The sequence below is a fragment of the Actinoplanes sandaracinus genome, from assembly GCF_030009775.1.
In the GTDB taxonomy this organism is placed as follows: Bacteria; Actinomycetota; Actinomycetes; order Mycobacteriales; family Micromonosporaceae; genus Actinoplanes; species Actinoplanes sandaracinus.
This window is the reverse complement of sequence record NZ_JASCTH010000013.1, coordinates 40498-66158: the sequence shown is the minus strand read 5'-3', so window position 1 is coordinate 66158 and position 25661 is coordinate 40498. Positions and strand designations below refer to the sequence as shown.

The 25661-nt window shown below is 72.0% G+C and carries 23 protein-coding genes and 2 pseudogenes; 13 read left to right on the top strand and 12 right to left on the bottom strand.

Features of this window, described 5'->3' with window-relative positions; all coding sequences use genetic code 11:
* Positions 1 to 175: 175 nt before the first annotated feature.
* Entirely contained in the window at positions 176 to 577 is a 402-nt protein-coding gene (locus tag QLQ12_RS20555) for a hypothetical protein (RefSeq protein ID WP_282761843.1), read from the top strand.
* Here the strand turns inward: QLQ12_RS20555 and QLQ12_RS20550 are convergent.
* Positions 574 to 1278 (bottom strand): GAF and ANTAR domain-containing protein, encoded by a 705-nt coding sequence (locus QLQ12_RS20550; RefSeq protein WP_282761842.1) that lies wholly within the window; start codon positions 1276 to 1278, stop codon positions 574 to 576. The genes QLQ12_RS20555 and QLQ12_RS20550 overlap by 4 nt on opposite strands.
* A 431-nt stretch (positions 1279 to 1709) precedes the next feature.
* On the opposite strand from QLQ12_RS20550, the gene QLQ12_RS20545 reads away from it, so the two are divergent.
* Complete coding sequence (locus QLQ12_RS20545; RefSeq protein ID WP_282761841.1) at positions 1710 to 3206, top strand: family 43 glycosylhydrolase; 1497 nt, start codon at positions 1710 to 1712, stop codon at positions 3204 to 3206.
* Between the two features lie 204 nt (positions 3207 to 3410).
* Here QLQ12_RS20545 and QLQ12_RS20540 read toward each other — a convergent pair whose 3' ends face one another.
* The 4 genes from QLQ12_RS20540 to QLQ12_RS20525 all read right to left on the bottom strand — a co-directional run bounded on the left by QLQ12_RS20540 (position 3411) and on the right by QLQ12_RS20525 (position 6705).
* On the bottom strand, positions 3411 to 4784 hold the full coding sequence (locus tag QLQ12_RS20540; protein ID WP_282761840.1) for a pyridoxal phosphate-dependent decarboxylase family protein: 1374 nt from the start codon (positions 4782 to 4784) through the stop codon (positions 3411 to 3413).
* A 61-nt stretch (positions 4785 to 4845) separates the two neighbouring features.
* The gene (locus QLQ12_RS20535) at positions 4846 to 5055 is read right to left on the bottom strand and encodes a hypothetical protein (RefSeq protein ID WP_282762019.1); all 210 of its coding nucleotides are present in this window, start codon (positions 5053 to 5055) and stop codon (positions 4846 to 4848) included.
* Positions 5004 to 5144, bottom strand: a complete 141-nt coding sequence (locus QLQ12_RS20530) for a hypothetical protein (protein ID WP_282761839.1) — start codon at positions 5142 to 5144, stop codon at positions 5004 to 5006. The genes QLQ12_RS20535 and QLQ12_RS20530 overlap by 52 nt, the downstream gene beginning before the upstream one ends.
* Positions 5145 to 5403: 259 nt before the next feature.
* The gene (locus QLQ12_RS20525; protein ID WP_282761838.1) at positions 5404 to 6705 is read right to left on the bottom strand and encodes a jacalin-like lectin; all 1302 of its coding nucleotides are present in this window, start codon (positions 6703 to 6705) and stop codon (positions 5404 to 5406) included.
* A 184-nt stretch (positions 6706 to 6889) separates the two neighbouring features.
* Between QLQ12_RS20525 and QLQ12_RS20520 the strand changes: the two genes are divergently transcribed.
* A complete protein-coding gene (locus QLQ12_RS20520) occupies positions 6890 to 8737 on the top strand; it encodes a phosphatase PAP2 family protein (RefSeq protein ID WP_282761837.1) in 1848 nt (615 codons plus the stop codon).
* Between the two features lie 105 nt (positions 8738 to 8842).
* On the opposite strand, the gene QLQ12_RS20515 is transcribed toward QLQ12_RS20520, so the two are convergent.
* Complete coding sequence (locus QLQ12_RS20515) at positions 8843 to 9583, bottom strand: DeoR/GlpR family DNA-binding transcription regulator (protein WP_282761836.1); 741 nt, start codon at positions 9581 to 9583, stop codon at positions 8843 to 8845.
* A 59-nt stretch (positions 9584 to 9642) separates the two neighbouring features.
* On the opposite strand from QLQ12_RS20515, the gene QLQ12_RS20510 reads away from it, so the two are divergent.
* Positions 9643 to 10428, top strand: a complete 786-nt coding sequence (locus QLQ12_RS20510; RefSeq protein ID WP_282761835.1) for an NUDIX domain-containing protein — start codon at positions 9643 to 9645, stop codon at positions 10426 to 10428.
* A gap of 31 nt (positions 10429 to 10459) precedes the next feature.
* A complete protein-coding gene (locus QLQ12_RS20505) occupies positions 10460 to 11815 on the top strand; it encodes an alpha/beta hydrolase family protein (RefSeq protein ID WP_282761834.1) in 1356 nt (451 codons plus the stop codon).
* A 21-nt stretch (positions 11816 to 11836) separates the two neighbouring features.
* Here the strand turns inward: QLQ12_RS20505 and QLQ12_RS20500 are convergent, their stop codons facing one another.
* From QLQ12_RS20500 to QLQ12_RS20490, 3 genes are all read right to left on the bottom strand, one after another.
* Entirely contained in the window at positions 11837 to 12238 is a 402-nt protein-coding gene (locus tag QLQ12_RS20500) for a VOC family protein (RefSeq protein ID WP_282761833.1), read from the bottom strand.
* 76 nt (positions 12239 to 12314) lie between these two features.
* Complete coding sequence (locus tag QLQ12_RS20495) at positions 12315 to 12635, bottom strand: hypothetical protein (RefSeq protein ID WP_282761832.1); 321 nt, start codon at positions 12633 to 12635, stop codon at positions 12315 to 12317.
* A gap of 185 nt (positions 12636 to 12820) precedes the next feature.
* Positions 12821 to 16207 carry a bifunctional proline dehydrogenase/L-glutamate gamma-semialdehyde dehydrogenase gene (locus tag QLQ12_RS20490; RefSeq protein WP_282761831.1) on the bottom strand — a complete coding sequence of 1129 codons (3387 nt, stop codon included), beginning with the start codon at positions 16205 to 16207 and terminating at the stop codon, positions 12821 to 12823.
* Between the two features lie 103 nt (positions 16208 to 16310).
* Between QLQ12_RS20490 and QLQ12_RS20485 the strand changes: the two genes are divergently transcribed.
* Complete coding sequence (locus QLQ12_RS20485) at positions 16311 to 17219, top strand: LysR family transcriptional regulator (RefSeq protein ID WP_282761830.1); 909 nt, start codon at positions 16311 to 16313, stop codon at positions 17217 to 17219.
* Positions 17220 to 17302: 83 nt separating this feature from the next.
* Here the strand turns inward: QLQ12_RS20485 and QLQ12_RS20480 are convergent, their stop codons facing one another.
* Entirely contained in the window at positions 17303 to 18028 is a 726-nt protein-coding gene (locus tag QLQ12_RS20480; protein WP_282761829.1) for a hypothetical protein, read from the bottom strand.
* 487 nt (positions 18029 to 18515) lie between these two features.
* Complete coding sequence (locus QLQ12_RS20475) at positions 18516 to 19298, bottom strand: maleylpyruvate isomerase N-terminal domain-containing protein (protein ID WP_282761828.1); 783 nt, start codon at positions 19296 to 19298, stop codon at positions 18516 to 18518.
* A 57-nt stretch (positions 19299 to 19355) separates the two neighbouring features.
* Between QLQ12_RS20475 and QLQ12_RS20470 the strand changes: the two genes are divergently transcribed.
* Positions 19356 to 19946 (top strand): HAD family hydrolase, encoded by a 591-nt coding sequence (locus QLQ12_RS20470; RefSeq protein WP_282761827.1) that lies wholly within the window; start codon positions 19356 to 19358, stop codon positions 19944 to 19946.
* Positions 19947 to 20144: 198 nt separating this feature from the next.
* Here QLQ12_RS20470 and QLQ12_RS20465 read toward each other — a convergent pair whose 3' ends face one another.
* Positions 20145 to 20621, bottom strand: a complete 477-nt coding sequence (locus QLQ12_RS20465; protein WP_282761826.1) for an Lrp/AsnC family transcriptional regulator — start codon at positions 20619 to 20621, stop codon at positions 20145 to 20147.
* A gap of 102 nt (positions 20622 to 20723) precedes the next feature.
* Here QLQ12_RS20465 and QLQ12_RS20460 point away from each other — a divergent pair, with 102 nt between their 5' ends.
* From QLQ12_RS20460 to QLQ12_RS20435, 6 genes and pseudogenes are all read left to right on the top strand, one after another.
* Positions 20724 to 21746, top strand: a complete 1023-nt coding sequence (locus QLQ12_RS20460) for a Glu/Leu/Phe/Val dehydrogenase dimerization domain-containing protein (protein ID WP_282761825.1) — start codon at positions 20724 to 20726, stop codon at positions 21744 to 21746.
* A gap of 32 nt (positions 21747 to 21778) precedes the next feature.
* On the top strand, positions 21779 to 22393 hold the full coding sequence (locus QLQ12_RS20455) for an RraA family protein (protein WP_282761824.1): 615 nt from the start codon (positions 21779 to 21781) through the stop codon (positions 22391 to 22393).
* Between the two features lie 22 nt (positions 22394 to 22415).
* A complete protein-coding gene (locus QLQ12_RS20450; protein WP_282761823.1) occupies positions 22416 to 22868 on the top strand; it encodes a hypothetical protein in 453 nt (150 codons plus the stop codon).
* A pseudogene (locus tag QLQ12_RS46895) lies at positions 22822 to 23574 on the top strand (aldehyde dehydrogenase family protein); the annotation flags it as partial. The gene QLQ12_RS20450 and the pseudogene QLQ12_RS46895, both read left to right, overlap by 47 nt.
* 76 nt (positions 23575 to 23650) lie before the next feature.
* Positions 23651 to 23923, top strand: a pseudogene (locus tag QLQ12_RS20440) (aldehyde dehydrogenase family protein); the annotation flags it as partial.
* A 256-nt stretch (positions 23924 to 24179) separates the two neighbouring features.
* Positions 24180 to 24662 (top strand): hypothetical protein, encoded by a 483-nt coding sequence (locus tag QLQ12_RS20435; protein ID WP_282762018.1) that lies wholly within the window; start codon positions 24180 to 24182, stop codon positions 24660 to 24662.
* The last annotated feature ends 999 nt before the right edge of the window (positions 24663 to 25661 follow it).

The following is a 25661-nucleotide window of genomic DNA, read 5'->3' as shown; positions in this document are numbered from 1 at the left end:
AAAAACTCATCGAGTGTTGAAATCAACGCTAGATGAGTTTCCCGTGGGCCGGAAGGGCGTAACTCAACACATGATGAAATCGCAGCGCTCCGCCGGCTCGGAAAACCCCTCAGCCGCAACCGGGGCGCACCGATCTGGAAAACGTCGAATGCTCCCGGCCGGAGGTCCTGCCGCCATGTCCATTCCCCGGTTGAACCCCAACCGCTCCGCCGTCGCCCCGCTGGTCACCACGAGCCGGCCACTCTCGCGGGACCGCGGGCAGAACGTCCGCGAGGCCACCGCCTCCCTCACCGACCGCGACCGCGAACTCATCTACCAGGCCACCGGGCAGAACATCCGGCCCGGCGAGGCGAACGCGGGATGGATCAACTCACTGGCGACGGCGATCGCCGCGGACCGGGCGACCGGGAGGCTGGGCCCAGCCCAGGAGATCACCGCGGCCTATCTCAAAGACCTCTTCCGGCGGTACGACCAGAGCCCGACCGGCCGCAACCCGATCGCCGGGTACCTGGAACCGGCGTTGCGGCACCTCGACCGGCACGGCGGCGGAAACGGCCGGCTGGACGTGACCGCCTAACCGCGCTGGGTGCCCTCGACCAGGGCGACGGCGACGTCGCGCAGCTTGCGGTTGGTGTCCTGGGAGAGCTTGGCCAGGATGGCGAACGCCTCGTCGGGCGTACACCGCCGCTCGCCCATGATGATGCCCTTGGCCTGCTCGATCACCGCGCGGCTCTCCATCGCGGCCCGCATGTCCCGGGCCAAGCCGGCCGTGACGCCGTAGAGGTGCACGTTGCCGAGGGCGACCGACGCGTACCCGCCGAGGGTCTGCGCCAGCGTCACCGTGCAGTCGTCGAAGGCGCGCGCGTCCGCGCCGTAGACGTTGAGGGCGCCGCTCACGTCGTCCCGGATCGGCAGGCCGAGCGACAGCACGCTGCCCATGCCGGCCAGCGCCGCCTCGGCGCCCCAGCCCTCCCAGCGCCCGTCGGCAGCGGTGTCCGGCACCTCGACCACGGCCTTCGCCTCGGCCGCCTCCAGGCACGGGCCGGTGCCACGTTCGTACTGCAGCTCGTCGAGCCGCAAGGCGATCGCCCCGGTGTGTGCCGCGGTGACCGCGCCCCGGTCCCGGAGCAGGGTGATCGAGACCTGCGCCGCTCCCGGAAGGGTTCGCCGGGCCAGGTCGGTGACCTGGTTGAGGACACCGTCGAGGTCGGTTTCATCCAGCTTTATATGACCGAGCTCCGCGAATGCGGCCGTTGCTCCAGTCGGGTCGTGCGCCATCAACGTCTGAGGATCCCCGCAGCGGTGCACGGGCCACGCGGGGTGACCGTGCCTTCGATTCGTGGTCGATGCCCGAGGGCCGGACGGCCCTCGGACCCGCGCCGCTGCTTGACGCTGGTGCACCGGCATCGATCAACGACGCCGGCCGCAAGACGCCGATAGTACCCGCCCTGTCACGCTGAGATGGGAAGGACCCAGCCGTCCCCCGCGCGCACCGGGATGCGCCTCCCGATGTTCCCGCGCCCCGCACAGCTGCAGCCAGCGGCCTCACCCGGCGCTCTTGACACCGATATTGTGATCGTTAACATACTGGCAACACGTGAGCCACCGTCCGTCCTTCCCCCATCGTCTCCGGACGGACGCCCAGCGCCCGGCCACCGACGGGCGCCCCGCTCGCCACCGTCTCGTGCGCTTCCCCCGGAGGGACTGCCATGTCTCTTGCCCGCCTGAAATCCGTCGCCGCCGTCCTCCTGCTGCTGTTCGCCGTCGCCGTCGCCGTCCAGGCACGGTCGGCGGCTCCGGCCCGCGCCGCCGCCACCTTCACCAACCCGGTCGCGTCGGCCCCGTACGGCGCAGACCCCTGGATGGGCTACCACAACGGCTACTACTACCTGGCCGCGACGACCTGGAACTCGCAGATCGTCATCAAGCGGGCGACCTCGGTGGCCGCGCTCCCCGGCGCGGCCGAGTCCGTCGTCTACACCGGCACGGCGGCCGCGAGCTGCTGCAACGTGTGGGCGCCGTCGATGCACCGCCTGAACGGGCCGAACGGCTACCGCTGGTACCTGTACTACAGCGCCGGCACCACGGCCTGCTGTGACGGTCAACGGTCCTTCGTGCTGGAGAGCTCCGGCGACAACCCGATGGGCCCGTACACCTTCAAGGGCCAGCTCAACCTCCAGGCCAACAACGGCTGGGCGATCGACGGCGCGGTCGCCACCATCAACGGGGCCAACTACTTCCTGTACTCGTCATGGGTGGGTGATCTGCAGAGCCTGTTCATCGCCCCGATGAGCAACCCGTGGACGGCGTCGGCCTACGGGACGCGGATCTCGTACCCCACCTACGACTGGGAGAAGGTCGGCGGCAACACCGAGGAAGGCCCCTACGTGGTGCAGCGCAACGGCGTCACCTACCTCACCTTCTCGGCCAGCTCCTGTAACACCCCCGACTACAAGATCGGCATGCTCACCCTGACCGGCGCCAACCCGCTCTCCGCCTCGGCGTGGACCAAGAAGAGCACCCCGATCTTCCAGCGCTCCGACGCCAACAGCGCCTACGGCCCCGGCCACCACTCGTTCTTCACCTCGCCCGACGGCACCGAGACATGGATGGCCTACCACGCCAACGAGACCACCGCGCAAGGCTGCGGCGCGACCCGCACCACCCGGCTCAAGAAGGTCACCTTCAACAGCGACGGCACCCCCAACCTGGGTACGCCCGACAAGCTCTCCACCACGCTGACGGCCCCGTCCGGCGACCCGGGCGGCACGGTCTCCTTCCCGGCCGCCGGCACCCGGTACCGCCTCGTCAACCAGGCCAGCGGCAAGGTCCTCGACGCGAAGAACTGCGCCACCGCCAACGGGACCGCGATCCAGCAGTGGACCCCGCTCGGCAACGCCTGCCAGCAATGGACGTTCACCAAGACGACCAGCAACTACTACCGGATCACCAACGCCAACAGCGGCACCGTCCTCGACTCGGTCAACTGCGGCACCGCCAACGGCACCGCCCTCAACCTGTGGGCCAACCTCGGCAACGCCTGTCAGGAATGGAGTGTCACCGGAGTCAACGGCGGTTATCTGATCGCCAACCGGGGCAACGGCATGGTCCTCGACGTCGCCGACTGCGCCGCCGCCGACGGCGCCGCGGTGCGGCAGTGGGCGTCGCTGGGCAACGCCTGCCAACAGTGGAACATCACCGCCTGACCTTCCACCGGCTCCCCGTCACCCGAAGGCGGGGAGCCACCCCTACCTCCCGGCGGCTCCCCGGGCCGGCGCCTCGCCTTCCCATCCGCAGCGGTACGCGCACCAGTTGTCCCCCAACCGCGGCCGACACCGTCCCCCGGCCGCCGCGCGACCGTCTGCCCCTCCGGGCCGGAGCATCAGCTCCGGCCCGGAGTGCGCGGGGCGTCAGGACGTGAGGAGCTTGTGCAGGAGGCCGGCGACGCGGTCGGCGTCGGACTCGGCGGTGCGCCAGTTGCTGAACGCGGCCCGTAGAGCTGGACTCCCCTGGTAGACCGTCGGGGTCAGGAAGGCCTCACCGGAGTCGGCTATCGCCCGGACCACCGCCGGAAGATCACCGGGGACGCTGAAACAGACGACGTTCAGCCGTACCGGAGCGAGCAGCCGGACTCCGGGGATCGCCGTGAGGCGCTCGCCGAGCCGGTGGGCCGCGGCGATCGCGCGGGTGACGATCTCGCGGTGACCGGCCACGCCGTAGGCGGCCAGGGTGAACCACGCGGCGAGGGCCCGCAGGCGCCGGGAGTTCTCCGGGGTGAGGTGGAAGAAATCGGGGTCGCCGGAGACCGCCGGCAGGTAGGCGGCCGCGTTCTGGAACACGTCGACCTGCAGGTCGCGGCGCCGGGTGAACTGGACGGCCGCGTCGTAGGGCACGTTCAGCCATTTGTGCAGGTCGACGCAGACGGAGTCGGCCTCGGCGAGTCCGTCGACCAGGTGGGCGTGCTCGGGTGAGAGGGCGGCGAACCCGCCGAAGGCCGCGTCGGCGTGCAGCCAGAACGGGTACCGCTCGCGCAGCGCGAGGATCGCCCGCAGGTCGTCGAAGTCGACCGTGTTGACCGTTCCGGCGTTGGCGACCACGATCGCCGGCCGGCCGTCGAGCGCTTCCAGGGCTTCGGCCAGCGCCGCCACGTCCACCGCCTCACGGTCCGGCAGCGTGGCCACCGGCCGTAGGGCGTCGCGCCCTGCGCCGAGGATCGACAGGGCCTTGTAGACGCTGGAGTGGGCGGTCCCGGACAGAACGGTGATCGGGCCGAGGGCGGCGAGGCCCTGCCGGGCGACGTCGACGCCGAGGCGCCTGCCGATCCACTCCCGGCCGATCGCCAGGCCGACCAGGTTCGACATGGTCGCTCCGCTGACGAAGGCGCCGGTGTGGCCGGGGCCGAGCCCGAACATCTCGCCGAGCCATGCCACCGTCTCCTTCTCCAGATCGGCGGCCGACGAGCCGGAGCGGTTCGAGCCGTTCTGGTCGAAGACGCCGGTCAGCCAGTCACCGGCGAGCGCGGCCGGTGTGGTGCCGCCGGTGACGAAGCCGAGGTACCGGGGACCGGCGCTGCCGGAGAAGCCGGGCGCCCAGCGCTGCTGGAACGCGGCGAGCGCCCCCGCCGTGCCGGCCCCCGCGGCGGGAAGCGGGGCGGCGGGGACGGCCACCGGAGGCGGCGCGACCGGGCGCTCGCCGAGGCCGTCCAGGACGGAGACCGCGTAGTCGCGGACGGTCTGCAGAAGGTGCGGCAAGGTGGCCAGGTCGTCGGCGAGAGGTGAGTGCACGACTCGCACGGTACGAACGCCCCACCCGGCGTGTCACCGTCCAGTTCCGCGACCCTGGCCTTCACCTGGTGACCGGGATCCGCCACAGTGGGTGCGGCGGCTCGCGGTCGGCGTGCCTGCGGACGGGGAGCAGCCAGGCGATGCCGGCCAGGGAGACCACGACCAGGCCGCCCCAGGAGAGGACCGTGAACAGGTGCGGGTCCCTCGCGACGTCGGTGATCACCTGCGCGATGCTCTGCCAGGCCTCCCCGAGAGCGTGCAGCGCGGCCACAGGCCCTGCTGGGTGAAGAGCGCGGTGAACGCGTAACCGGCGGACTCGAAGGCGGCGAACCCGAAGCCGACGGAGGCGCCGAGGATCACGCCGTCGACGGCGTACTTGTGCTGCGGGCGGCGGCAGAGGAAGGCGAGGACGGCCAGTTCGCGGCCTCCTCGATCAGGCCGACGCCGTAGAAGAACAGCGCCACAGACCCAGGCCGGTGAGGAAGACCCGCGGCCACAGCCGGCGGTGGATCTGCTGGGATTGGACGGCGTTCTGGTCCATGTGCGCCTCCCGCGCTGAGTACGGCGGCACCCGGGTACCCGCCCGGGCGCCGCCGAACGCGGAAATGAGACGTACGAGTCAGCGGCGCGAATAGATGAAGCCGACCTTGTCCACCGCCGACCCGGAGCGCCCGTGGAAGCCGGCGATCTGGAAGCCGGCCGGAGCCGTCCTGGTCACGCAGTCCGGCGTGGTGGTTCCGCCGGCGACGCTGTTGCCCAGGTTGGTGGTGAACCGGGCGTAGAAGATGCGGGTGTGCCCGTTGTGCTGCGCCCGGCACAGCTTCGCGCTCGTGACGTACTCGTTGCCGCCCAGCGTGAGCGACTTCGCGGTTCCGCCGGCGCCGCCGTGTGCCAGGGATCCGAGACTGACCTGGTCCACCCGGGAGCCGGCACGCACCCCGACCGTGGCCGGCTTGCCGGACACGGCGTCGATGTCGTTGTAGTAGCTGCCGTGCGGGCCGCCGAACTGCTCACTGAACTCGTACGCCGGGTTCGTCGACCAGGTGAACGACGTGCTGATCGGGAAGTGGTCGGAGAGCATCAGCCCGTCGGCGGTGCGGAAACCGGCGTCCTCGTTGTGGTAGCCGGTCGCGTTCAGCGTGACGAACCGGCTGCCCCGGTAGAGGATCTTGTCGACGACCTCACAGGCGTCGGTGACCGCGGCCTTGTCGCAGACCAGGGCATCCGCCCCGGCGGCCGGCGGGGTGCCGCCGCGCTCCAGCTTCACCCAGGCGTCGGTGAGGCCGTTCGCCGCGACGAAACCACGGATCGTGTCGGCCGCCCGGGTGTAACGGGTGTTCGTGTCGCCCATGACGATCACGGCGTTGCCGGCCGAGTGGGAGGCGATGAACGCGGTCAACTGGGCCAGGTTGTCGGCCCGGGACTGCTGGTCGCCGGCGCTGGTGCCCGCGTTGGTGTGCAGATTGTAGAAGTCGACGTAGACGCCTTCGGCGAGCCGGTGCCGGGCGAAGGTGAAGCCCTTGGGGGTCAGGCAGTCACCGGAGTCGAACTGGCAGGAGTTCCAGTCGCCGCGTTCGAAGTCGTCGCCGTCGTAGGCGTATTTCGACAGGCTGTTGAGGCCGGAGCCGATGCCCGCGCCGCCGCTGGTGGGGGTGCGGTGGGCGTGCGTGGTGTCGGCCGCGTAGAGGTGGGCGTGGTAGTTGAAGTCCTCCTGCACGTGGACGACGTCGTAGGGGCCGAGTCGCTGGCCGATCGCGGTGTGCGCGGTCTTGCGATCGGTCTCGGCGCTGGAGATGAGCTCGGGGAGTCCCGCGACGTTGTAGGTGAGGACGGAGAAACCTCCGCCGGCCGCGAGGGCCGGCGTGGGTGCCACGAGGATCGATCCGAGCAGGGCGGCGAACGCCACGAGAGCACGTTTCATAGGGGGATGCCTTCCGGCGAGGAGGGGACGGCCACCGGCAGGTAACCATGGATGGCCGCGAATCGGTACTCCCTCCTGCCACATTCGATCTTTGTTCACGTTCACACCGGCGGACGTTCGATCATCGGTCGTCTGATCCACCGAGGCTGGGCCGCGATCTTGCCCCTTTGTCGATGGAGTCTTCGTGAACGTCAGCCGCCGCAGCCTGCTTCGCGCCGCCGGAGCCGCCGGCGTGGTCGCCGCGCCGCTGCTCTCCTCCCCCGCCTCCGCGGTCTCCGCGGCCGGCACGACCGCCGCGGCCTTCATCGACAGCTACAAGACGAACACCACGGCGAACCTGACCGCCGAGAGCAACGCCGCCGTGCGGATCCTCTCCGGCTTCGCCCGCGTGTGGGGCACCGGCGCCGCCTGGAACACCGGCACCGTCCTGGACGAGGCGTTCTTGCGGGCCAACGTCCGCTACGTGGTCAAGACCACGCGTAACCGCACCGCCGCCGAGGCCGCTCGGTCGTTCGTCGTCGACCGCCAGCACCAGAGCCACTCGGTGATCGCCGGCCTCGGCCCACTGGCCGACGTCTACAAGGCCGGGTCGCTCGCCGTCACCGGCATCACCACCGCCCCGGCGACCACTCCGGCGACCACGGTCAGCGACGCCGTCCCGGCCGGATCGCCGGCCGGCTCCACCCTCGGCGCCGGCAACCCCTCCTCGCCGCTGGGCAAGGTGGTCACGCTGGTCAACACGGTGCGCGGCAACTGGTCGTCCGGCAACCCGAGCAAGTTCTCCTTCCAGTACCCGCGCCCGTGGCGGATGACCGAGGACAGCGAGGTCGTCCCCACCGGCGCCGTCGACGAGTTCGGCTACCCCGTCTACGACTCCGAGGTCGTCGTCACGCCGCAGCTGCTGCGCCAGCGCGGCACCGTCCCGGCCGACGACGGCGGCTACGTCAGCGGCCACACCAACGCGCTGTACATGGCCGCGCTGGCCTTCGCCTACGCGGTGCCGGAACGGTTCCAGGAGATGGTGACGGCGGCGTACGACCTGGCGCACACCCGGATCGTCAGCGGCATGCACTCCCCCGTCGACGTGATCGGCGGCCGGGTCCTCGGCACCGCGCTCGCCGCGGCCATTCTCAGCGACCCGGCGAACGCCACACTCAAGGCCGAGGCGCGGGCCCAGGCCCTCGCCTACTTCCAGGCCCGGGTGGGTACGGACGTCGCCGGTTACGCCCGCTCCGGCGTGGACCGTGACGCCAATGCCGCGATCGTCAAGCCGAAGCAGACGTACGGCCTGCCGTCGTGCCGCCCGAACACCCGGTTCACCGTTCCGGCCGGTGCCGAGGTGCTGCTGGAGACCCGCCTGCCCTACCTCGACGCCGCGCAGCGCCGTGAGGTCCTGCGGACCACCGGACTGGCCGCCGGCAACCCGATCCTCGACGGCCCGGAGCAGTGGGGCCGGATCAACCTGTTCGCGGCCGCCGACGGGTACGGCGCGTTCGACAGCGGCGTCGCCGTCACCCTCGACGCCGCCGCCGGTGGCTTCGCCGCCGCCGACACCTGGCGCAACGACATCGGCGGCCGCGGCGGCCTGATCAAGCTCGGCACCGGCGCCCTCACCCTGACCGGTGACAACGGTTACCGGGGCGGCACCACGATCGCGGAGGGCACGCTGGTCGCCGCGAGCAAGAAGGCCCTCGGCGACGGCGACGTGACCGTCAGCGGCGGCACCCTGCGCCTCGCCGTGCCGAGAGTGCACGTCAGCGGCGCCGCCCGGATCAGCTCCGGCACCCTCGCGGTGACCGTGCGCCCGCACGGCGCGGCCCCGCTGACCGTGGGCGACGAGGTCGTCATCGGCTCCGGCGCGGTTCTGGAGATCGAGGTGGGCAAGGAGGACAGGTACGACTCGCCCGTGCCGGTGCTCAAAGCCCGCAAGGTGCGCGGCCAGTTCGCCGGAGTGGTCGTGAAGACCCCCGGTTACCGGGCTGTTCTGGTGCGGCAGGGCGACGCGATCGCGCTGCGCCTGCGCAAGGCCTGACCTTGATGGATGCATGACCCGGCGGCGGGTGTCGGCCGAGAGTCGCGCCGACCCAGCCCGCCGCGAGCCACGCCGGCTGCGGACGGGCGTACGACATGGGGATCCTCAGGCCGGGATGACCGTGAGGCCGGTGAGGGCCGGGTGGGCCGGCGGCGCGTCGGTGATGATCGCGGTGACCCGGTCGGGCGGCAGGACCAGGAACGGTGACGCGGCGCCGATCTTCTCGCTGCTGGCCAGGACGTAGGTCTCCGCCGCCCGGGAGGCCAGGGTGCGCTTCATCGCGGCCTCGTCGGGATCGCCGGTGGTGAGGCCGGCCTCGTGATGCACGCCGGTCACGCCGAGCAGGAACAGATCAGCGGTCACGCCTTGCGCCGCCTCGGCCGCCGCGGCGCCACAGGTGACGGCCGAGTGCTTGAAGAGCCGGCCGCCGAGCACATAGACGTCGACGCACGGGTGGCTGACCAGGGCCGCGGCGACCGTCGGGCTGTGCGTGACGATCGTGGCCTCAAGGTCGGGGGGCAGGGCGGCGGTGACGGCGAGCGCCGTGGTCCCACCGTCGAGCAGCACGGTGTGACCACGACGGATCAGGGCTGCGGCCGCGACGGCGACGCGCTCCTTGCTGGATGTGGCGACCGTGGCGCGGGTGGCGTAGTCGGCGACGGCCGGGGAGACCGGCAACGCGCCACCGTAGACCCGCAGGCAGAGCCCGGCAGCGGCCATCTCCCGCAGGTCGCGGCGGATGCTGTCCTCGGCGACGCCCAGCTCGGTGGCGAGCTGTTTGGCCACCAGTTTGCCATCGGCCTCGAGCCGGGCCAGAAGGAAGTCTCGACGCTCCGCCGCCAACATTCCGCGTTTCTCCTCATTGTTGTCGACTGTTGCGCGTTTACCCGGGTAGGTTACCGCCCATGATGACTCTCATCGCCGGGCCCTGCCGCTCCGGCGCCGATGACGGCCCCGATCTGTTCGCGGTCCCACGCCGGCCGACGATCGCGCGGAAACGTGGAGTCCCGGCCGGGCAGGTTTCCGGCGTGACCGCCGGGATCGACATGCCGGACGCCCGGGGCCGGGTCGGCCTGGACCGGGCCGGCCGCGACCTCACCGGAAACCCGTCCGTGATCGTGCGCGATGTGGAGCTGATCGCGGCCGCATGGCATGTGCTGCGCCGCACCACCTACGACTACCGGCGGCGGGACGGGTCGTGGACCCGCGAACAACGGGAGACCTACGACCGCGGAGACGGAGCGACCGTCCTGCTCTACGACCCGTCCCGGCGGACCGTGCTGCTCACCCGGCAGTACCGGTACCCGGTCCATGTGAACGGCCACCCGGACGGCCTGTTCCTGGAGACCGCGGCGGGCCTGCTCGACGGCGACGACCCGGCCGAGGCGATCCGGCGGGAGGCCGCCGAGGAACTGGGCGTGACCGTCGGCGCGCTGACGCCGGTCTTCGCCGTGTGGACCAGCCCGGGATCGGTGACCGAGCGGGTGCACTGCTTCGCCGCCGAGTACAGCCCGGCGTCCCGCACCGGCACGGGCGGCGGCCTGCCCGCCGACGGCGAGGACATCGAGGCGGTGGAACTGCCGATCGACGTGGCCCTGCGGATGGTCGACGCCGGGGAGATCGCCGACGCCAAGACCATCATGCTGCTGCAGTGGGCGGTCCTGAAAGGAGTCCTTGACACGGATCGATGACGGACATTGGATGTTACCGGGAGGTAACGCGATGATCGTTCGCCGTACCGTGCTCGCCGCCGCGCTGATCGCCGGCATCCTCACCGGTTCACCCGCCTCGGCGGCCCCGCCCCCGTGCACCCCACCGGCGCCCAGCGACACGAAACCCGGATACCTGGTCGCCGACCCGGACTGCGACCTCGACGGGACCGCGTTCACGGCCCTGCCCGGCGCCCGCGTGCACACCGGCGTCCGAGCCGGCGCGGCCTACCGCATCGAGGTGCCCCAGCGTTGGAACGGGCGGCTGGTCGTGTACGCGCACGGCTACCGGGGCACCGGCGCCACCGTCTACGTGAGCAACCCTGAACTGCGGCAGCACTACATCAGCCGCGGGTACGCGTGGGCGGCATCCAGCTACGCCACCAACGGGTACGACGTCGGCCAGGGCGTCCGCGACACGCACGCGCTGATCGACGTCTTCCGGCAGGTCACCGGCAGAACCGCGCGGAAGGTGTATGTCAGCGGCGCGTCGATGGGCGGGCACATCACCGCCGTCGCCATCGAGGAACACCCGCGGTCGTTCACCGGCGCGATGCCGTACTGCGGGGTGCTCGGCGACACCGAACTGTTCGACTACTTCCTCGACGCCAACGTCACCGCCGCCGCGCTCGCCGACGTCGAGCTGGAGTTCCCGCTGCGGCCCGACGCCGCCTACCCGGCCAGATTCGCGGCCCAGGTCGGCCAGATCCGGGCCGCGCTCACCGGCACCGCCCTCGCCACCTGGTCCGATGTCGTGGAACGGCGCAGCGGCGGCGAACGGCCCGGCTTCGACGCGGCGTTCACCTACTGGAACGCGGCCAGCCAGGGCGGGTTGCCGTTCCTGTTCAGCCTCTACCCCGGCCTCAGCGGCGGCACCGCCGGCATCGCCCCCGGCAACCTGACCGACAACCGCCGCACGTACTACCGGTCGACCGACAGACTCTGGCCGACCGCCGCCGAGCGTGCGCTCAACAAGGACGTGCTGCGTGTCGCCCGTACCGCGGTCGCCGACCCCGGCCTCGCCGGAGTGCCGCGGGTCGACGGCCGCCCGAGCGTGCCGGTGCTCTCCCTGCACGGCATCGGCGACCTGTTCGTCCCGTTCTCGATGGAACAGGAGTACGCCCGCCGGGCGTTCACGAACGGCCGGTCCCACCTGTTCGTCTCCCGCGCCGTCCGGGACGTCTCCCACTGCGGGTTCACCCAGCCCGAACTGCGACGCGCCTTCGACGACCTGACCACCTGGACCGACCGGGGCCGGCGTCCGGGGGGCGACGCCATCCTCAGCCGCCACACGGTCGCCGACCCGAACTTCGGCTGCCGGTTCACCGTCGGCGTACGGCCGGCGTACGCCCCCTGCCCGGCCGGGTGACGGCGAGCCCGGCCCGGGGGCTCAAGCGTTCTCAGCGGGCCCGAGGAGATCCCATCGGTTACCGGCGACATCCAGGAAGACCGCGACCCGGCCGTACGGCTCGGCGCGCGGCTCCCGGACGAACGTGACTCCGGCGGCGGTCATGCGCGCGAACGTGGCTTCGAAGTCGTCGACGCGCAGGAAGAAGCCGACCCGGCCCGCCGCCTGGTCACCGACAGCGGCCCGCTGGCGTTCGCCGTCCGCACGGGCCAGAAGGATCCCGGTCTGCGCCCCGGGAGGGCGCACCACCACCCACCGCTTGGGCCGCCCGTCAGTCGTCGACGACGGCAGATCCTCCACGAGGTCGAAGCCGAGCACGTCGGTGAAGAACGCGATCGCGGGGTCATACTCATCAACGATCAGCGCAACCAGGTCGATCTGCACCCGCCCAGCGTAATGCGGCAACGTCTGCCCGGCCGCCGCGCCTCCAGACGTGCGAGCCCGGGCGCCGGTGCTCGCCTCAGGCCACCCGTGGCGTTCTGACGGTCGGCAGCGCTGTCCTGTGCACGTCGCCTGTCTGTTCCGGCGACGGCGTCACCGGCTGAGGAGTCACCGCGTCCGTCAGGTCGTCGTGGTGACCGGGCATCGACGTGGTGCCGGCCGACCGCTCGACGTGTGACAACAACGCGACGAGCCGGGGCACGTCCGTGACGGCGAGTTGAAAGGTGCCTCTGCACACCGTGTCCGCCCACAGCGACACCACGACCGCGCCGCGGCCTTCGTGGTAGCTGACTCGCATCCTTCGATCGCCGCCGCGCATGTCGGTGAAGAGATCACCCACGGCCGGCATTGGAAAGACTTCGCCCATCCCGGCAGTCTCTCGAATCGACGACTTCAAGTAAAGAACGCGTGCGGGAGGCCTGACGGGACGGCGGCGAGGGCCGGCGCGGAAGGCTGATACCCGAAAGCTCGTACGCCCTCCGCGCAACGCCGAGCGCGGAGGGCGTACCACTGTTGGCCGGTCTTCTAGAGGACCGCGGTGGCCAGGGCGAGCGGGTTGCCGAAGCGGTGGGCGGTGATGCTGATCGCCTGTTCCCGCAGGAACGGTAGCAGCTCCACCCGGCCGGATTCGGTGACCGGGCCGGACCAGACCGCCAGGTCGGGCCGACCGCCGGTGGCGGCGGCCAATGCGGACGCGTCGCCGCCGATGAGACGGACGCGCCCCGCGGGGACACCCGTGGAACCGCTCGCACCGCCCGCCGCCAGGCCGCCGGCGAACGTGGCGTCGTCCTCGACCGTCAGGGCGGCGCAGTGGGCGTCCAGGCCCTCAGGCAGCGGCGCCGCGCTGGAGACCTGGATCTCCGCGCCGGCCAGCAGTCCCGCCGCGAGGACCCGGACCAGGTCGGCGACCGCGCCGCCGTCGGCGAGGCGGATGGTGACGGGGCAGGGCAGGTAGCGGAAGACGTTGCGTTCCGCTTCCAGGCCGGAGACGTCGGCGAGGCTCCGGAAGTCGAAGGCGGCGTCGCTGCGGGCAGCGCGTTCGATGGAGGCGAATGCCTCGGCGTCCACGAGCGAGCGGGCGTCGGCGAGCAGGGCCCGTACCGCGGGGTGGCTGATGTCGGCGCCCGCGACGGCCGGACGGGGCTCCCAGCCGGTGAGCCCGACCAGGTAGTTGGGGCCGCCCGCCTTGGTGCCGGGGCCGACCGCCGAGCGCTTCCAGCCGCCGAACGGCTGCCGCTGCACGATGGCGCCGGTGATGCCGCGGTTGACGTAGAGGTTGCCGGCCTGCACCCGGTCCAGCCAGGTGCGGATCTCGGCCTCGTCCAGCGAGTGCAGCCCGGACGTGAGCCCGTAGTCGACGTCGTTGACGAGGTCGATCGCCGCGTCGAGACTGTCCGCGGTCATGATGCCGAGGATCGGGCCGAAGTACTCGGTGCGGTGGTAGTCGGACCCGGGCCGCACACCGTCCCGGATGCCGGGGCTCCACAGCTTGCCCGAGTCGTCGAGTTTGCGGGGTTCGAGCAGCCAGCGTTCACCCGCGCCGAGCGTGGTGAGGCCGTCGAGCAGTTTGCCGGCGGCCGGCTCGACGAGGGGGCCCATCTTGGTACGCGGGTCGGACGGGTACCCGACTTCCAGCGACGACACCGCGTCGAGCAGCTGGGTGCGGAACCGCTCCGAGCGGGCCACGCTGCCCACGAGCACGACCAGGGAGGCGGCCGAGCACTTCTGGCCGGCGTGCCCGAACGCCGAGGACACCACGTCCTTGACGGCCAGGTCCAGGTCGGCGCTCGGGGTCACGATGATCGCGTTCTTGCCGCTGGTCTCGGCGAGCAGCGGCAGGTCGTCGCGGAACGAGCGGAACAGTGCGGCCGTCTCGTACGCGCCGGTCAGGATGACCCGGTCGACGAGCGGGTGGGAGATGAGTTCCCGGCCCAGGCCGCCCTCGTCGACCTGCAGCAGGGTGACCAGGTTCGGGTCGGCGCCGGCCGCGGACAGGGCGTCGCGGATGATGCCGGCGAGCACGGTGCCGCAGCGTTCGGCGGGCCCGGCCGGTTTGAGGACCACGGACGAGCCGGCGGCCAGGGCGGCCAGCACCGAGCCGGCCGGAATGGCGACCGGGAAGTTCCACGGCGGCGTGACCAGGGTGAGCCGCGCCGGAACCGGGACCGCGCCATCGGTCGAGGCCAGGTCGAAAGCCCGCTCGGCGTAGTAATGGGCGAAGTCGATCGCCTCGGACACCTCGGGGTCGGCCTGGTCGACCGTCTTGCCGGCTTCGGCGGCCATCACCTCCAGCAGCGTGTAACGGTGCTCCTCGAGGGCGGCCCCGACGGCGTGCAGGACGGCCCGGCGGTCGGCGGCGCCCCAGCTGGCGCCGGCGGCCTTCTCCAGGGCTTCGTCCAGGTGTTCGCGGTCGCTGATCCGGGGCACGTCGACGCCGAGGTCCGAGGAGGCGACCCGGCCGAGGACCGCACGGACGCGGTCGCGGTTGGCGGCGACGGCCGGGTCGGTGTCGGGGGTGTTGACGAACAGACCGACCGTGGACTGCGGGACGGCGGCGAACCGGTCGGCGACCCGGTTCGGCTCCGGAACGTCACTGGAGAGGTCGCGCAGGGAGGCGAGGAACCGCTCCCGCTCGCGGTCGAACAGAGACGAGTCGGTGTGCAGCTCGAACACCGCGGACATGAAGTTGTCCGGGCTGGCGCCCTCTTCGAGACGGCGGATCAGGTAGGCGATCGCCACGTCGAACTGCTCCGGGCGTACCACCGGTGTGTAGAGAAGGAGGCCGCCGACCTCGCGCCGGACCGCCTCGGCCTGGCCCTCGGCCATACCGAGCAGCATCTCGAACTCGATGCCGTCGCGGACGCCGCGCTGTCCGGCGAGGATCCAGGCGTACGCGATGTCGAAGAGGTTGTGGCCGGCGACGCCGAGCCGGACGTTGCGGATCCGGTCAGGCTGCAGGGAGTAGTCGAGGACCCGCTTGTAGTTGGTGTCGGTGGCCTGCTTGCTGTCGCAGGTGGCGACGGGCCAGCCGTGCAGTTCCGCCTCGACCCGTTCCATCGGCAGGTTGGCGCCCTTGACCAGGCGCACCTTGATGCCGGCGCCGCCGCGCTCGCGTCGGGCGGCGGACCAGTCCTGGAGGCGCATCATGGCGCTGAGCGCGTCCGGCAGGTAGGCCTGCAACACGATGCCGGCTTCGAGGTTCAGCATCTCGGGGCGGTCGAGGAGCCGGGTGAAGACCGCGATCGTCAGGTCGAGGTCCTTGTACTCCTCCATGTCGAGGTTCACGAACTTGCCGGTCCCGGCGGCGAGGGTGAACAGCGGCAGGAGCTGCTCGGCGATCTCGTCGACGGCCTCGTCGAACGCCCACGGGTTGTGCGGGGCGACCGCCGACGACACCTTGATCGACACGTAGTCGACGTCCGGCCGGCTGAGCAGCCGTTCGGTGTTCTTCAGACGCTGCGACGCCTCGCCGCGCCCGAGGACGGCCTCACCGAGCAGGTTGACGTTGAGACGGACGTTCCGCTTCTTGATCCGCTTGATCGCCCGGCCGAGGCGAGCGTCGGTCGCGTCCACGATGAGGTGTCCCACCATGTGCCGCAGCGCCCGCCGGGCGACCGGAACCACCACGTTCGGCATGATCGGCGCCAGCACGCCACCGGCTTTCACGGCCAGCCGCAGGTGCGCCGGAAGGAAGGCCGGAACGTCCCGGGCCAGTGACGACAGTGTCCGGGCGCTGACTCGCGTGTCCTCCGGACGGATCACCCCGTCGACGAAACCGACCGTGAAGGCCAGCCCGCGCGGGTCCCGCAGCACAGCGGCGAGCTGTGCGGCCGAACCGCCGACCGGGACGTCCGCGGCCTCGCGCAGCCAGCGCCGGACAAGGGCGATCGTCTCTTCGGCGATCTCAGACATCGGGATGCTCCTTCCGTTTTCCGCCACAGTCTGCGGTCCCGAATCCGGTTAGGAAAAGCGATGCTTTATGAGCGGTGTTCTTAACTTCAGCTAACGTATCCAGATGCTGGAGATCCGTCGTCTGATCCTTCTCCGCGAGCTGGCGATCCGCGGCACGATCGCGGCGGTCGCGGAGGCGCTCAACTTCACCCCCTCGGCGGTGAGCCAGCAGCTCAGCCAGCTGGAGAAGGAGACCGGCACCCAGCTGCTGCGCAAGGCCGGCCGCCGGGTCCAGCTCACCCCGCAGGCCGAGGTGCTGGTCGCGTCGGTCGCCGAGGTCCTCGACACCCTGGAACGCGCCGAAGCCCGGTTGCAGGCCGCGGCCACCCGGGTCACCGGCCGGGTCCGGGTCGCCGTCTTCCAGTCCGCGGCTCTCGCCTTCATGCCCGCCACCTTGCGGTCGATGGCCCTGCTCTATCCCGACGTGCGGGTGGAGATGGTCCAGCGCGAACCCGAGGAGGCGTTACGCGAGACCTGGGCCCGGGACTTCGACATGGTCATCGCTGAGCAGTACCCCGCTCACGCCGCCCCACACCATCCCGGCCTCGACCGCCACGACCTCACCACCGACGCGATCCGCCTCGCCCTGCCGTCGGAGGCCGCCTCCCTGCACCCGGTCGACTCCCTGGACACCGCTCGCCACATGCCCTGGGTGATGGAGCCCCGCGGCGCCGCCTCCCGGCACTTCGCCGAACAACTCTGCCGCCGGGCCGGCTTCGAGCCCGACGTCCGCTACGAGACCGCCGACCTGCAGGCCCACATGCGGCTCGTCGAGTCCGGCAACGCCGTCGCCCTCATCCCCGACCTGATCTGGGCGGGCCGCGAGACCTCCGCCCGCCTGCTGCGTCTGGCCGATTCCCCGCGCCGCACCATCTTCACCGCGCAGCGCCTGGCCGGCGCGGCCTCACCGGCCGCCCGCGCCTTCCGCGAGATCCTCGAACAAACGGTCCAGCATTCCCCACCACCGACATGATTCCTATTCGGTACGAGCCGCGCGCCCGCACCCACGCAAGAGGCATCCCCCGCTCCCGCAGCCCTGGCCCTGACCTCTCGGCCTCAGCCGATCGGGAGGCAGTCGGCGGCCTTGGTGGCTTCACGGTCGGTGCGGGCGAACTTGCCGCCCTCATAGCGGTACTGGTAGGTCAGCTTGAGATCCGGGCATGCCAACGGGCTTCCCGGGCTGACACCGTGCGCCTTGACGGCGACCGTGCCGCCGGACACCGTCAGCGACGTGAACCACGGGTGATCACCGGCGCCGGCGTCCTCCAGGAGCACCCCGATCCGGCGCGGCTTCTCCGCCGTGGCGCCGTCGAAGATCTCCACGGTGCTCGGCCACCGCGAGGTCACCGGCTCGCAGCTGCGCGCCACCAGGGCCTCGGCGACACCGTCACCGGTGAGATCCGCGCGCTCCAGTCGCTGAATCTCGGTGGGCAGACCCTGCGGACACGGCTTCAGCGCACTGAACCAGTTCCCGCCGTCCCCGGCGTCACCGCTCGCCCCGCCACCGTCGCCCGGATCGGACGTCCGGGAGGGTTTGGCCGCGGTCGCCCCGGTCGCCGTCGCCCCAGTGGCGGTCGCCCCGCCGGCGGTCGCCTCGCCTGCAGTCGGTTGGGCAGCGCCGCGGCCCGCCTCCGTCTCCGTCGTTCCCGCCCCCGACCGCTGTGCCGACGCGCTCACCGACGACCCAGACGGCACCTCATCCGGCGAACCCGTACAGCCGGTGACGGCGACCGTCGTCAGCGCTGCGGTGGCGAGAAGTACGGCCTTCTTCAACATGCTCATCCCCGTGTTCCCCATGGCGGCCCGTATGTCCGCGCCGTACCGCCAGAACGTAGGCGACAGCGGGTGATGGCCCACTCACGCGTTCGTGCCATCCACCCCGCCCCACCAAGTAACGCACCCAACACCCCCGAGCCCGACCGCCCAATCCCGGCGGTGCGGCGTCCGGCGGTCCGGCGGTCGGACTCAGTCCGCCACCGTCCACATCGAGCCGTCGCTGAGACACGCCATAGCGGCCGCGCGGCATGCTGGAGCGACGGCTGATGAGGTCGCCGGCCGGTCCGACGCGGCCGCCGCGCGCCACCATCGCCGCCCCCACGATCGCCGCCCGGCGCATGGCCGTCCGGCGCATGGCAGTCCGCGGTCATCCGGCCGTCCGATAGCGGCCAGGAGAGACTCGTGCACTAGGACGGACGCGTGGCAGGGCAGGGCGGGCGGCAGGACGGGACAGGCGCGGTTGGGGCTGTTCGGGGCGTATCGGGCGCGAGGCCTAGACCACGGAGAAAGCGGAAGGGAGGGTGGCTCGGCCGGTGAGGGCCCGCAGCACAGAGAGGCCGTCGCCGGTGGCGGCGGCGATGCGGGCGGCGAGGGCGGCGGCTTCGGCGAGGGTGTCGGGGTCGAAGTCGATCGGGAGTCCAGCGGCCGCGGCGGCGTCGGAACCGTGGACGACCAGTTCGAAGGTGCGCGTGGGGAGCCAGTCACGGACCCGCATACCACCCGCCGGGGTGGCCACCAGGTCGTCGTCGCCCGCACCTGCGAGGGCGGTGGTGGCCCGGCCGATGTAGGCGCTGACCGCGGTGGCCGGCTGGTCGCCGAGGGCGGCTCCGGTGGTCCGGGCGTCGTCGGTGGAGGCCTTGACGGCGGCGGCGACCATCTCGGGCGGGGCCGTACGGGCGACGGCGAAATAGCCTTCAGGAGCGGTGATCAGCGGGCCAGAGGCGTTGTTCAGCGGCCTGGAAACGGTGTTCAGTGAGCTGGAAGCGGCATTCAGCGGATCAAGGGCAGGATTCAGCGAGCCACCGGCGGAGTTCGACGGGTCGGCGGCAGGGCTCAGCGGGCCGGCGGGGTTCGACGAGCCGGCGGGAGGGCTCAGCGGAGCGGGGGCGGCGAGGACTGTGGGGACCTGGCGCAACGCCGAACTCACGGTGTGGCCGAGCAGGTCACGCAGTGTCCATTCGCCGAGACCGGGACCGTCGAGGGCGCCCGCCGGGATGCGGGAGACCAGGTCGGCGAAGGCGATGGCGGCGGAGCGGTAGGTACGGCGGTAGTCCATGTCACCAAACTGCCATGTGTGAGCCGGTCGTGCCACGGAAGGACGTAGCCTGCGTCGGTGCTGCTACCCCTGCCGGACGGCGAGTTCAAGGCGTACCTGTTCGACTGTGACGGGACCATCACCGATTCGATGCCGGCGCACTATCGTGCCTGGCAGGCGGCGCTCGGCGAGTGGGGTGCGGAGTTCGACGAGGACCTGTTCTACGGGTGGGGCGGCCGCCTGGTGGTGGACATCATCGCCGATCTGAACGAGCGGCAGGGCCTGCGCATGCCGGTGGCCGAGGTGGCGGCCCGGCGTGAGGAGCTGTTCCAGGCGATGCTGGGTGAGGTCATGGCCGTGCCGGGGGTGCTGGAACACATCGAGAAGTCGCACGGGCGGCTGCCGTTCGGGGTCGTGTCGGGCAGCACGCGGGAGTCGGTGACGGCGTCGCTGACCGCTCTTGATCTGCTGGACCGGTTCGAGGTGCTGGTGTGCGCGGAGGACTACGCCCGCCCGAAGCCCGACCCGGAGGGCTACCTGCTGGGCGCGCGGCTGCTCGGCGTGGAGCCGGGGGACTGCCTGGTGTTCGAGGACACCGATCTCGGCGTGGCCGCGGCGTCGGCGGCGGGGATGGCGTCGGTGCGGGTGCCGCCGCCGTGGGAGCGCTGAACCCGCTGGACGGCCGGCTCAACGTCGGCTCGTGACTCACCGGCGGGCTTCGGAGTGCCTGCCCGGCATCGAGAGGGCCGCCGGCGCTGCGGGCGTTCGCCGAGCGGTCCGGCCCGGGGTCACCGGCGGGGCCCGGGTCGCTGGTCGGCCTCGCGCCGGAGGCCTACCGCAGGGTGAGCGAGCACAGTCCAATAGCGATCATCTGGCACTTCCCGCGAGATCCGGGTCGATGATCCGGTTGCGGTGGTGCTGGTAGATCACCGAACTGCGGAATCCGACGATCTCGCGACGCCCGGAGAACCGGTCCATCAGGAAGGCGTGCAGGCCCTCCACACTGCTCACGGCCACGTGCACCAGGAAGTCGTCGCCGCCGGCCAGCACGAACACCGACAGCACCTCGGGCAGGCCGGCCGCATAGGACTTGAAGCCCTCGATCACTTCGCGGTTCAGCGGGCGGACCTGCACGTGCAGCAGCGCCTGGACCTCGCGGCCCAGCGCGGTCAGGCTGACGTCGGCGTGAAAGCCGGTGATCACCCCGCGGTCGCGCAGCAGCCGGACCCGTTCGAGGCAGGTGGACGGGGCGATGCCGACCGCGCGGGCCAGGTCGCGGTTGGTATGCCGGGCGTTCGCCTGCAATTCCCGCACGATCGCCGAATCAATGTCATCGATGGCCATGGTTATGGAGGTTACGCCGAACGAAGTTCGGCGAGATCACTTCCGGCCTGGCGGGGATCCTAGGTTCAAGGCATCAATCCCTTCAGTCGTACGGGAGAAGCGATGCCCCTGAACCACCAGCGGGTCGTGGTCGAACGTGGTGCGAGGTCCGGGTTCCCGATCATCGTCGCGGTGCACTCCACGGCGCTGGGGCAGGCGGTCGGCGGGTGCCGGCTCGCCGTCTACTCCGACTGGCGCGACGGGTTCGACGACGCGCTGCGACTGTCGGCGGCGATGACGTCGAAGACCGCGCTGGCCGGGTTGCCGAACGGCGGCGGCAAGACGGTGGTGGCGCTGCCCCGGGCCCGGCCGGTGGACCGGCGGGCCGTCCTGCACGATGTGGCGGACGTGATCGAAGGGCTGGGCGGGATCTACGCCACCGGGCCGGACGTCGGGACCGGGCCCGGCGACATGGTGACGATCGGGGAGCGTACGAACCATGTGCTCTGCCGCGACGGCGACTCCTCCCCGGGAACCGCGGCCGGGGTGCTGGCTGCCCTGCGAGCCGTCGCTGCTGACCGGTTCGGATCACCCGATCCGGCCGGGCGCAGCTTCGCGGTCCTCGGGGTGGGCCGGGTCGGCACTCACGTGGTGCGGCTGCTCTCGGCGGCCGGCGCCCGGGTCCTCTGCTCGGATGTGGACGCGTCCCGGCGTACCGTCGCGGAATCTCTCGGAGCGACCTGGACCGATCCGCGAAGCTGTCTCACCGCGGAGGTCGATGTGCTGGTCCCGGCCGCCCTCGGCGGTGTGCTCACCCCGGCCACCGTGCCGGCGCTGCGGTGCGCGGCCGTCGCCGGCCCGGCGAACAACCAGCTCGACGAACCGGCCACCGCCGACCTGCTGCACGCGCGCGGCATCCTGTGGGCGCCCGACGTGGTGGTCAGCGCGGGTGGCATCATCCACGCGCTCGCGACCGGGCTGCACCGGGAGGAGCCTTCGCGGGTCGCCGCCCGGATCGCGGCCGTCGGGGAGACGCTGGCCGGGATCCTGGAGGCCGCCCGGGAGACCTCGTCCACGCCGGCGGCGGCAGCGTCCCGTCTCGCGGACTGGCTGATCGGGTCGCCCACCGGCGCCGTGCCCGCGTGATATGACAGAACCCCCGTGATCAAGGAGTTTCCATGCCCGGTTTCGAGAGCATCCCGCCGACCACGCTCGCCGACGTGCTGAACCGTGGGCAGGTGATGGACATCGGCATCCGGCCGCTCTGGACGCCGGTGCCGCGCGTCGCCGGGCCGGCGTTCACGGTGCGCTGCCCGCCCGGCGACAACCTGATGCTGCACGCGGCGATCTACCGGGCCGCGCCCGGCAGTGTCGTCGTCGTGGAGTCCGGCGACCTCGACTACGCCCTCGCCGGCGGGAACGTCTGCGCGGTCGCGCACCGGCGGGGCATCGCCGCGTTCGTCCTCGACGGGCTGATCCGTGACCTGGGCGAGGTCCGCGACATCGGGTTCCCGGTCTTCGCCCGGGGCGTCATCCCGATCCCCGGCACCAAGTCCGAGCTGGGCGAGCACAACGGCGAGGTCCGCTGCGGCGGCGTCCTGGTCGGCCCGGGCGACGTCGTGGTCGCCGACGAGGAGGGTGTCGTGGTCGTCCCGGCCGCCCGGCACGACGAGGTGCTGGCCGCGGCGCGGGCGAAACTCGCCAAAGAGGAGACGGAGAGCCTCGACGACTGGGAGCGGGCGCACCGTGCCCGCATCGACAAGACCCTCGCCGGGCACGGCTTCGCGGGCTGACGGCGAATCTTACGATGGCGGCATGCTGACAGCGGAGAGCACCGGATTCTGGCGGAACAGGTACACACTGTCCGAGGACGGCACGCCCGTCACGACCTGGGACCCCAGCCGGTGGAGCAGCGGCGGCAGCTTCGAGCTGGGCGGCCGCACATACACGGTGAAGTCGAACGGCTGGGGCACCCGGTACACGATGCTCGACGACCGGGGCGCCGTGGCCGCCGAGGCCGAACGCGTCGGCCGCAAGAACTGGCGGGTGCTGGCCGGTGGGCGGGCCTACGAGTTCCGGCGGCGGTCGACCTGGAGCAGCGACCAGCACCTCGTCGACGGTGAGCGCCCGATCGGCCTGATCAAGCGCACCAGCACGTGGAACGGCAACCTCACCGCGGACCTGCCCGGTCTGCCCCTGCCGGTCCAGGTCTTCGTCCTCGGTGTACAGATCACCCTGTTCAACGCTGCCGCCTCCGGCGGCGCCTGATCCCCCGCGCGGTCCGGGCCGCCGGTCACGAGGCGCGGGGAACGCGGCGTGGACGCCGAAGTGCCGGCGGGGTTCTGGGGAGCGGAAGCAGACCGTTGATCCGTGTGGGACACGGGCATACCTTCGGCGCACCCCAGCGCCAGGAGGCGATCCGTCATGCTTCTCGACGACGAACTGTGGACCGGCAACATCTTCATCGGCGGGAAGTGGCGGCCTGGGCGCCGGTGGCACGTACGACGTGACCGAACCCGCCACCGGCGCCCTGCTCGGCCGGATCGGGCGGACCACCTCCGAGGAGGTGGCCGAGGCCGCCGCCTGCGCGACCGAGGCCCAGCGCGCCTGGGCGGCCACCCCGCACCCGCGGCGGGCCGCGGTGCTGCGGCGGGCCGCGGTGCTGCGGCGGGCCGCCCGGCTGTGGGCCGAGCACGCCGAGGAGGTCTCCGGCTGGAACGTTCGCGAGGCCGGCGCGATCGGCCCGATGGCCGGGTTCGCCCTGCACGTGGCGGAGCGGGAGTGTCACGAGGCGGCGGGGCTGCCGGCGCGGCCGTACGGTGAGCTGTTGCCCAGTGAGAAGCCCCGGCTCTCGATGGCGACGCGCGTCCCGGCCGGCGTGGTGGCGGTGATCGCGCCGTTCAACGTGCCGATCATCCTGGCCGTCCGCTCGGTCGCCCCGGCCCTGGCGCTCGGCAACGCGGTGCTGCTCAAGCCCGATCCACGGACCGCGGTCACCGGCGGGGTCAGCCTGGCGCGGATCTTCCGGCCAGCGCGACAAGATCCACTCAGTGGTGACCCGGTCGGCGGACGACGGGGCCCGGGTGGCGGCCGGCGGCACCTACCGGGATCTGTTCTACTCCCCCACCGTGCTCGCCGACGTCTCCGCCGACACGCCCGCGTTCCGGGAGGAGATCTTCGGGCCGGTCGCTCCGGTGATCCGGTTCTCCGACGCCGACGAGGCGGTCCGGCTCGCCACCGCGAGTGAGTACGGCCTGTCCCTCGGCATCGTCACCCGTGACGTGATGCGGGGACTGGCGCTCGCCGACCGGATTCCCACCGGAATCGTGCACATCAACGATCAGACCGTGGGCGACGAGGCCAACAGCCCGTTCGGCGGTGTCGCGCGTCCGGCACCGGTTCCCGGTTCGGCGGCGCGGCGGCCAATGCGGAAGCGTTCACCGAGACACGCTGGGTCACCCTGCGTGACAAGCCGCCCGCTTACCCGTTCTGACCCGATCCGGCGAAAACCTGTTTCCAGGGCGTTACAGACACTCCGGGAGTCTTGCGCGGGATGCACGTTCATCAATAATGAGCGCCATGAATCGAGCCGAGGCGATACCGGTCGACGGGTCCCGGAGCACGACCGAGCCCTCCAGCGGCCGAGCGCAGGCGGTCCTGCCGCCAGCCCCCGGCGAGGCTTCCCCGCCACAGGTCACCACGCCGACCCGCGCGGCGGGTGGCAATGATCTCGCGGTACGGCTGACGGTGCGCCTGCGCCCGCCGGCCCCCGCGCTCCCCCCGTATCGGGGCCGGGCCGCCGTGGTCACCCACCGGGGCCGGCCGGACAGCACGCCGGACAGGCTCCCGGTCCGGCGCGCCGGACCGGCCGCCTTTCCGGACCAGCGCGCCGGCGGCCTCCCGGCCCCATGGGCGGGCATCCTGCCGGACCCATGGGCGGGCGCCCTGCCGGACCGACGAGCCGGGCAGCCGGCTGAGGCGCGGGCCGGCAGTGGTTCGGTGACACGCCGGACCGGGCGTGGCCGTGGCCCGATCGCCGCCCGCCGGGTGGTCGGCCTGTGAACGCCCCGGCACGGTCGCCGAACCCACCGGCCGCCTGGCCGGCGACTGCCGCGACGCGCTCGCCGGGCCTGCCACCGCCCGGCGACCGGCCACCACCACGATCCCCGGCCGCGCGCCGTCCGGCGGCTGCCGGCCGGTTACCTGCCGGCAGCCGCGCCGCGCCGGGAAGCCGGCCGCCGGGCGTGGGGCGGCCGCCACGGAGGAACCGGGCTTTCTCCGAACCCGCGGACAATCACCCACATGCCGTCACGGGGGACGGACCGCAACGGATCGAGGAGCCCCGGCAGCCGGGGTGCGAGCCGGACGGCCTGGTCAGCGAGCCATGCCGGGCACGAGACGGCGATGGTCGCCTCGGCGCGCTCAGCCGGGCACCGGGCGGGCGGAACAGGCGCATCGGCGCGCCCAGCCGGACACCGGGCGGGCGGGACGGGCGCATCGGCGCGCCGCGCCCGCGACGGAACGGGAAGGCCGGACCGGGGCGGGCCGGGGAGCGGGTCCTGGCGACGATCGCTCACCGGGACGAGCGGCGGCGGGCGCCGGAGCCGGCGGGCACGCCGAAGGAGTGTGCCGCCCGTCATACGGGGACGGCCGAACGGACACCTGCCGGACCGGGGACGGATGGCCGTACCGGGAAAAGGTCTGGCTCCGAAAAAAGAACGAACACCGAATCGCTGACCCTGACAACTCTCGCAAACCGGGTGTGCGGTGCGCGGAGCGCAGCGCCGCGAGGGCCAGGCACCACCGGGTGTGACGCTCCGCCACCATGTGGCGAGCACTCCGGGCGCCCACCACCATGTCCCGGGCCGGCGGATCGCCGGCGGTCCGGCATTCACCTCAACGTCACCGAGCGGCGCCTGACGATCACCGGCACCGGGTGATACATCGCTCACCCCGGTGGCCGGCGGTGACGTGATGGTGGGGAGGCCCGCCTCTTCGGGGTAGAAGTGAGGCACATCGCTCGCTTCGCCGGCCACCGCCGGCGGGCCGGGCGGCCGCAAC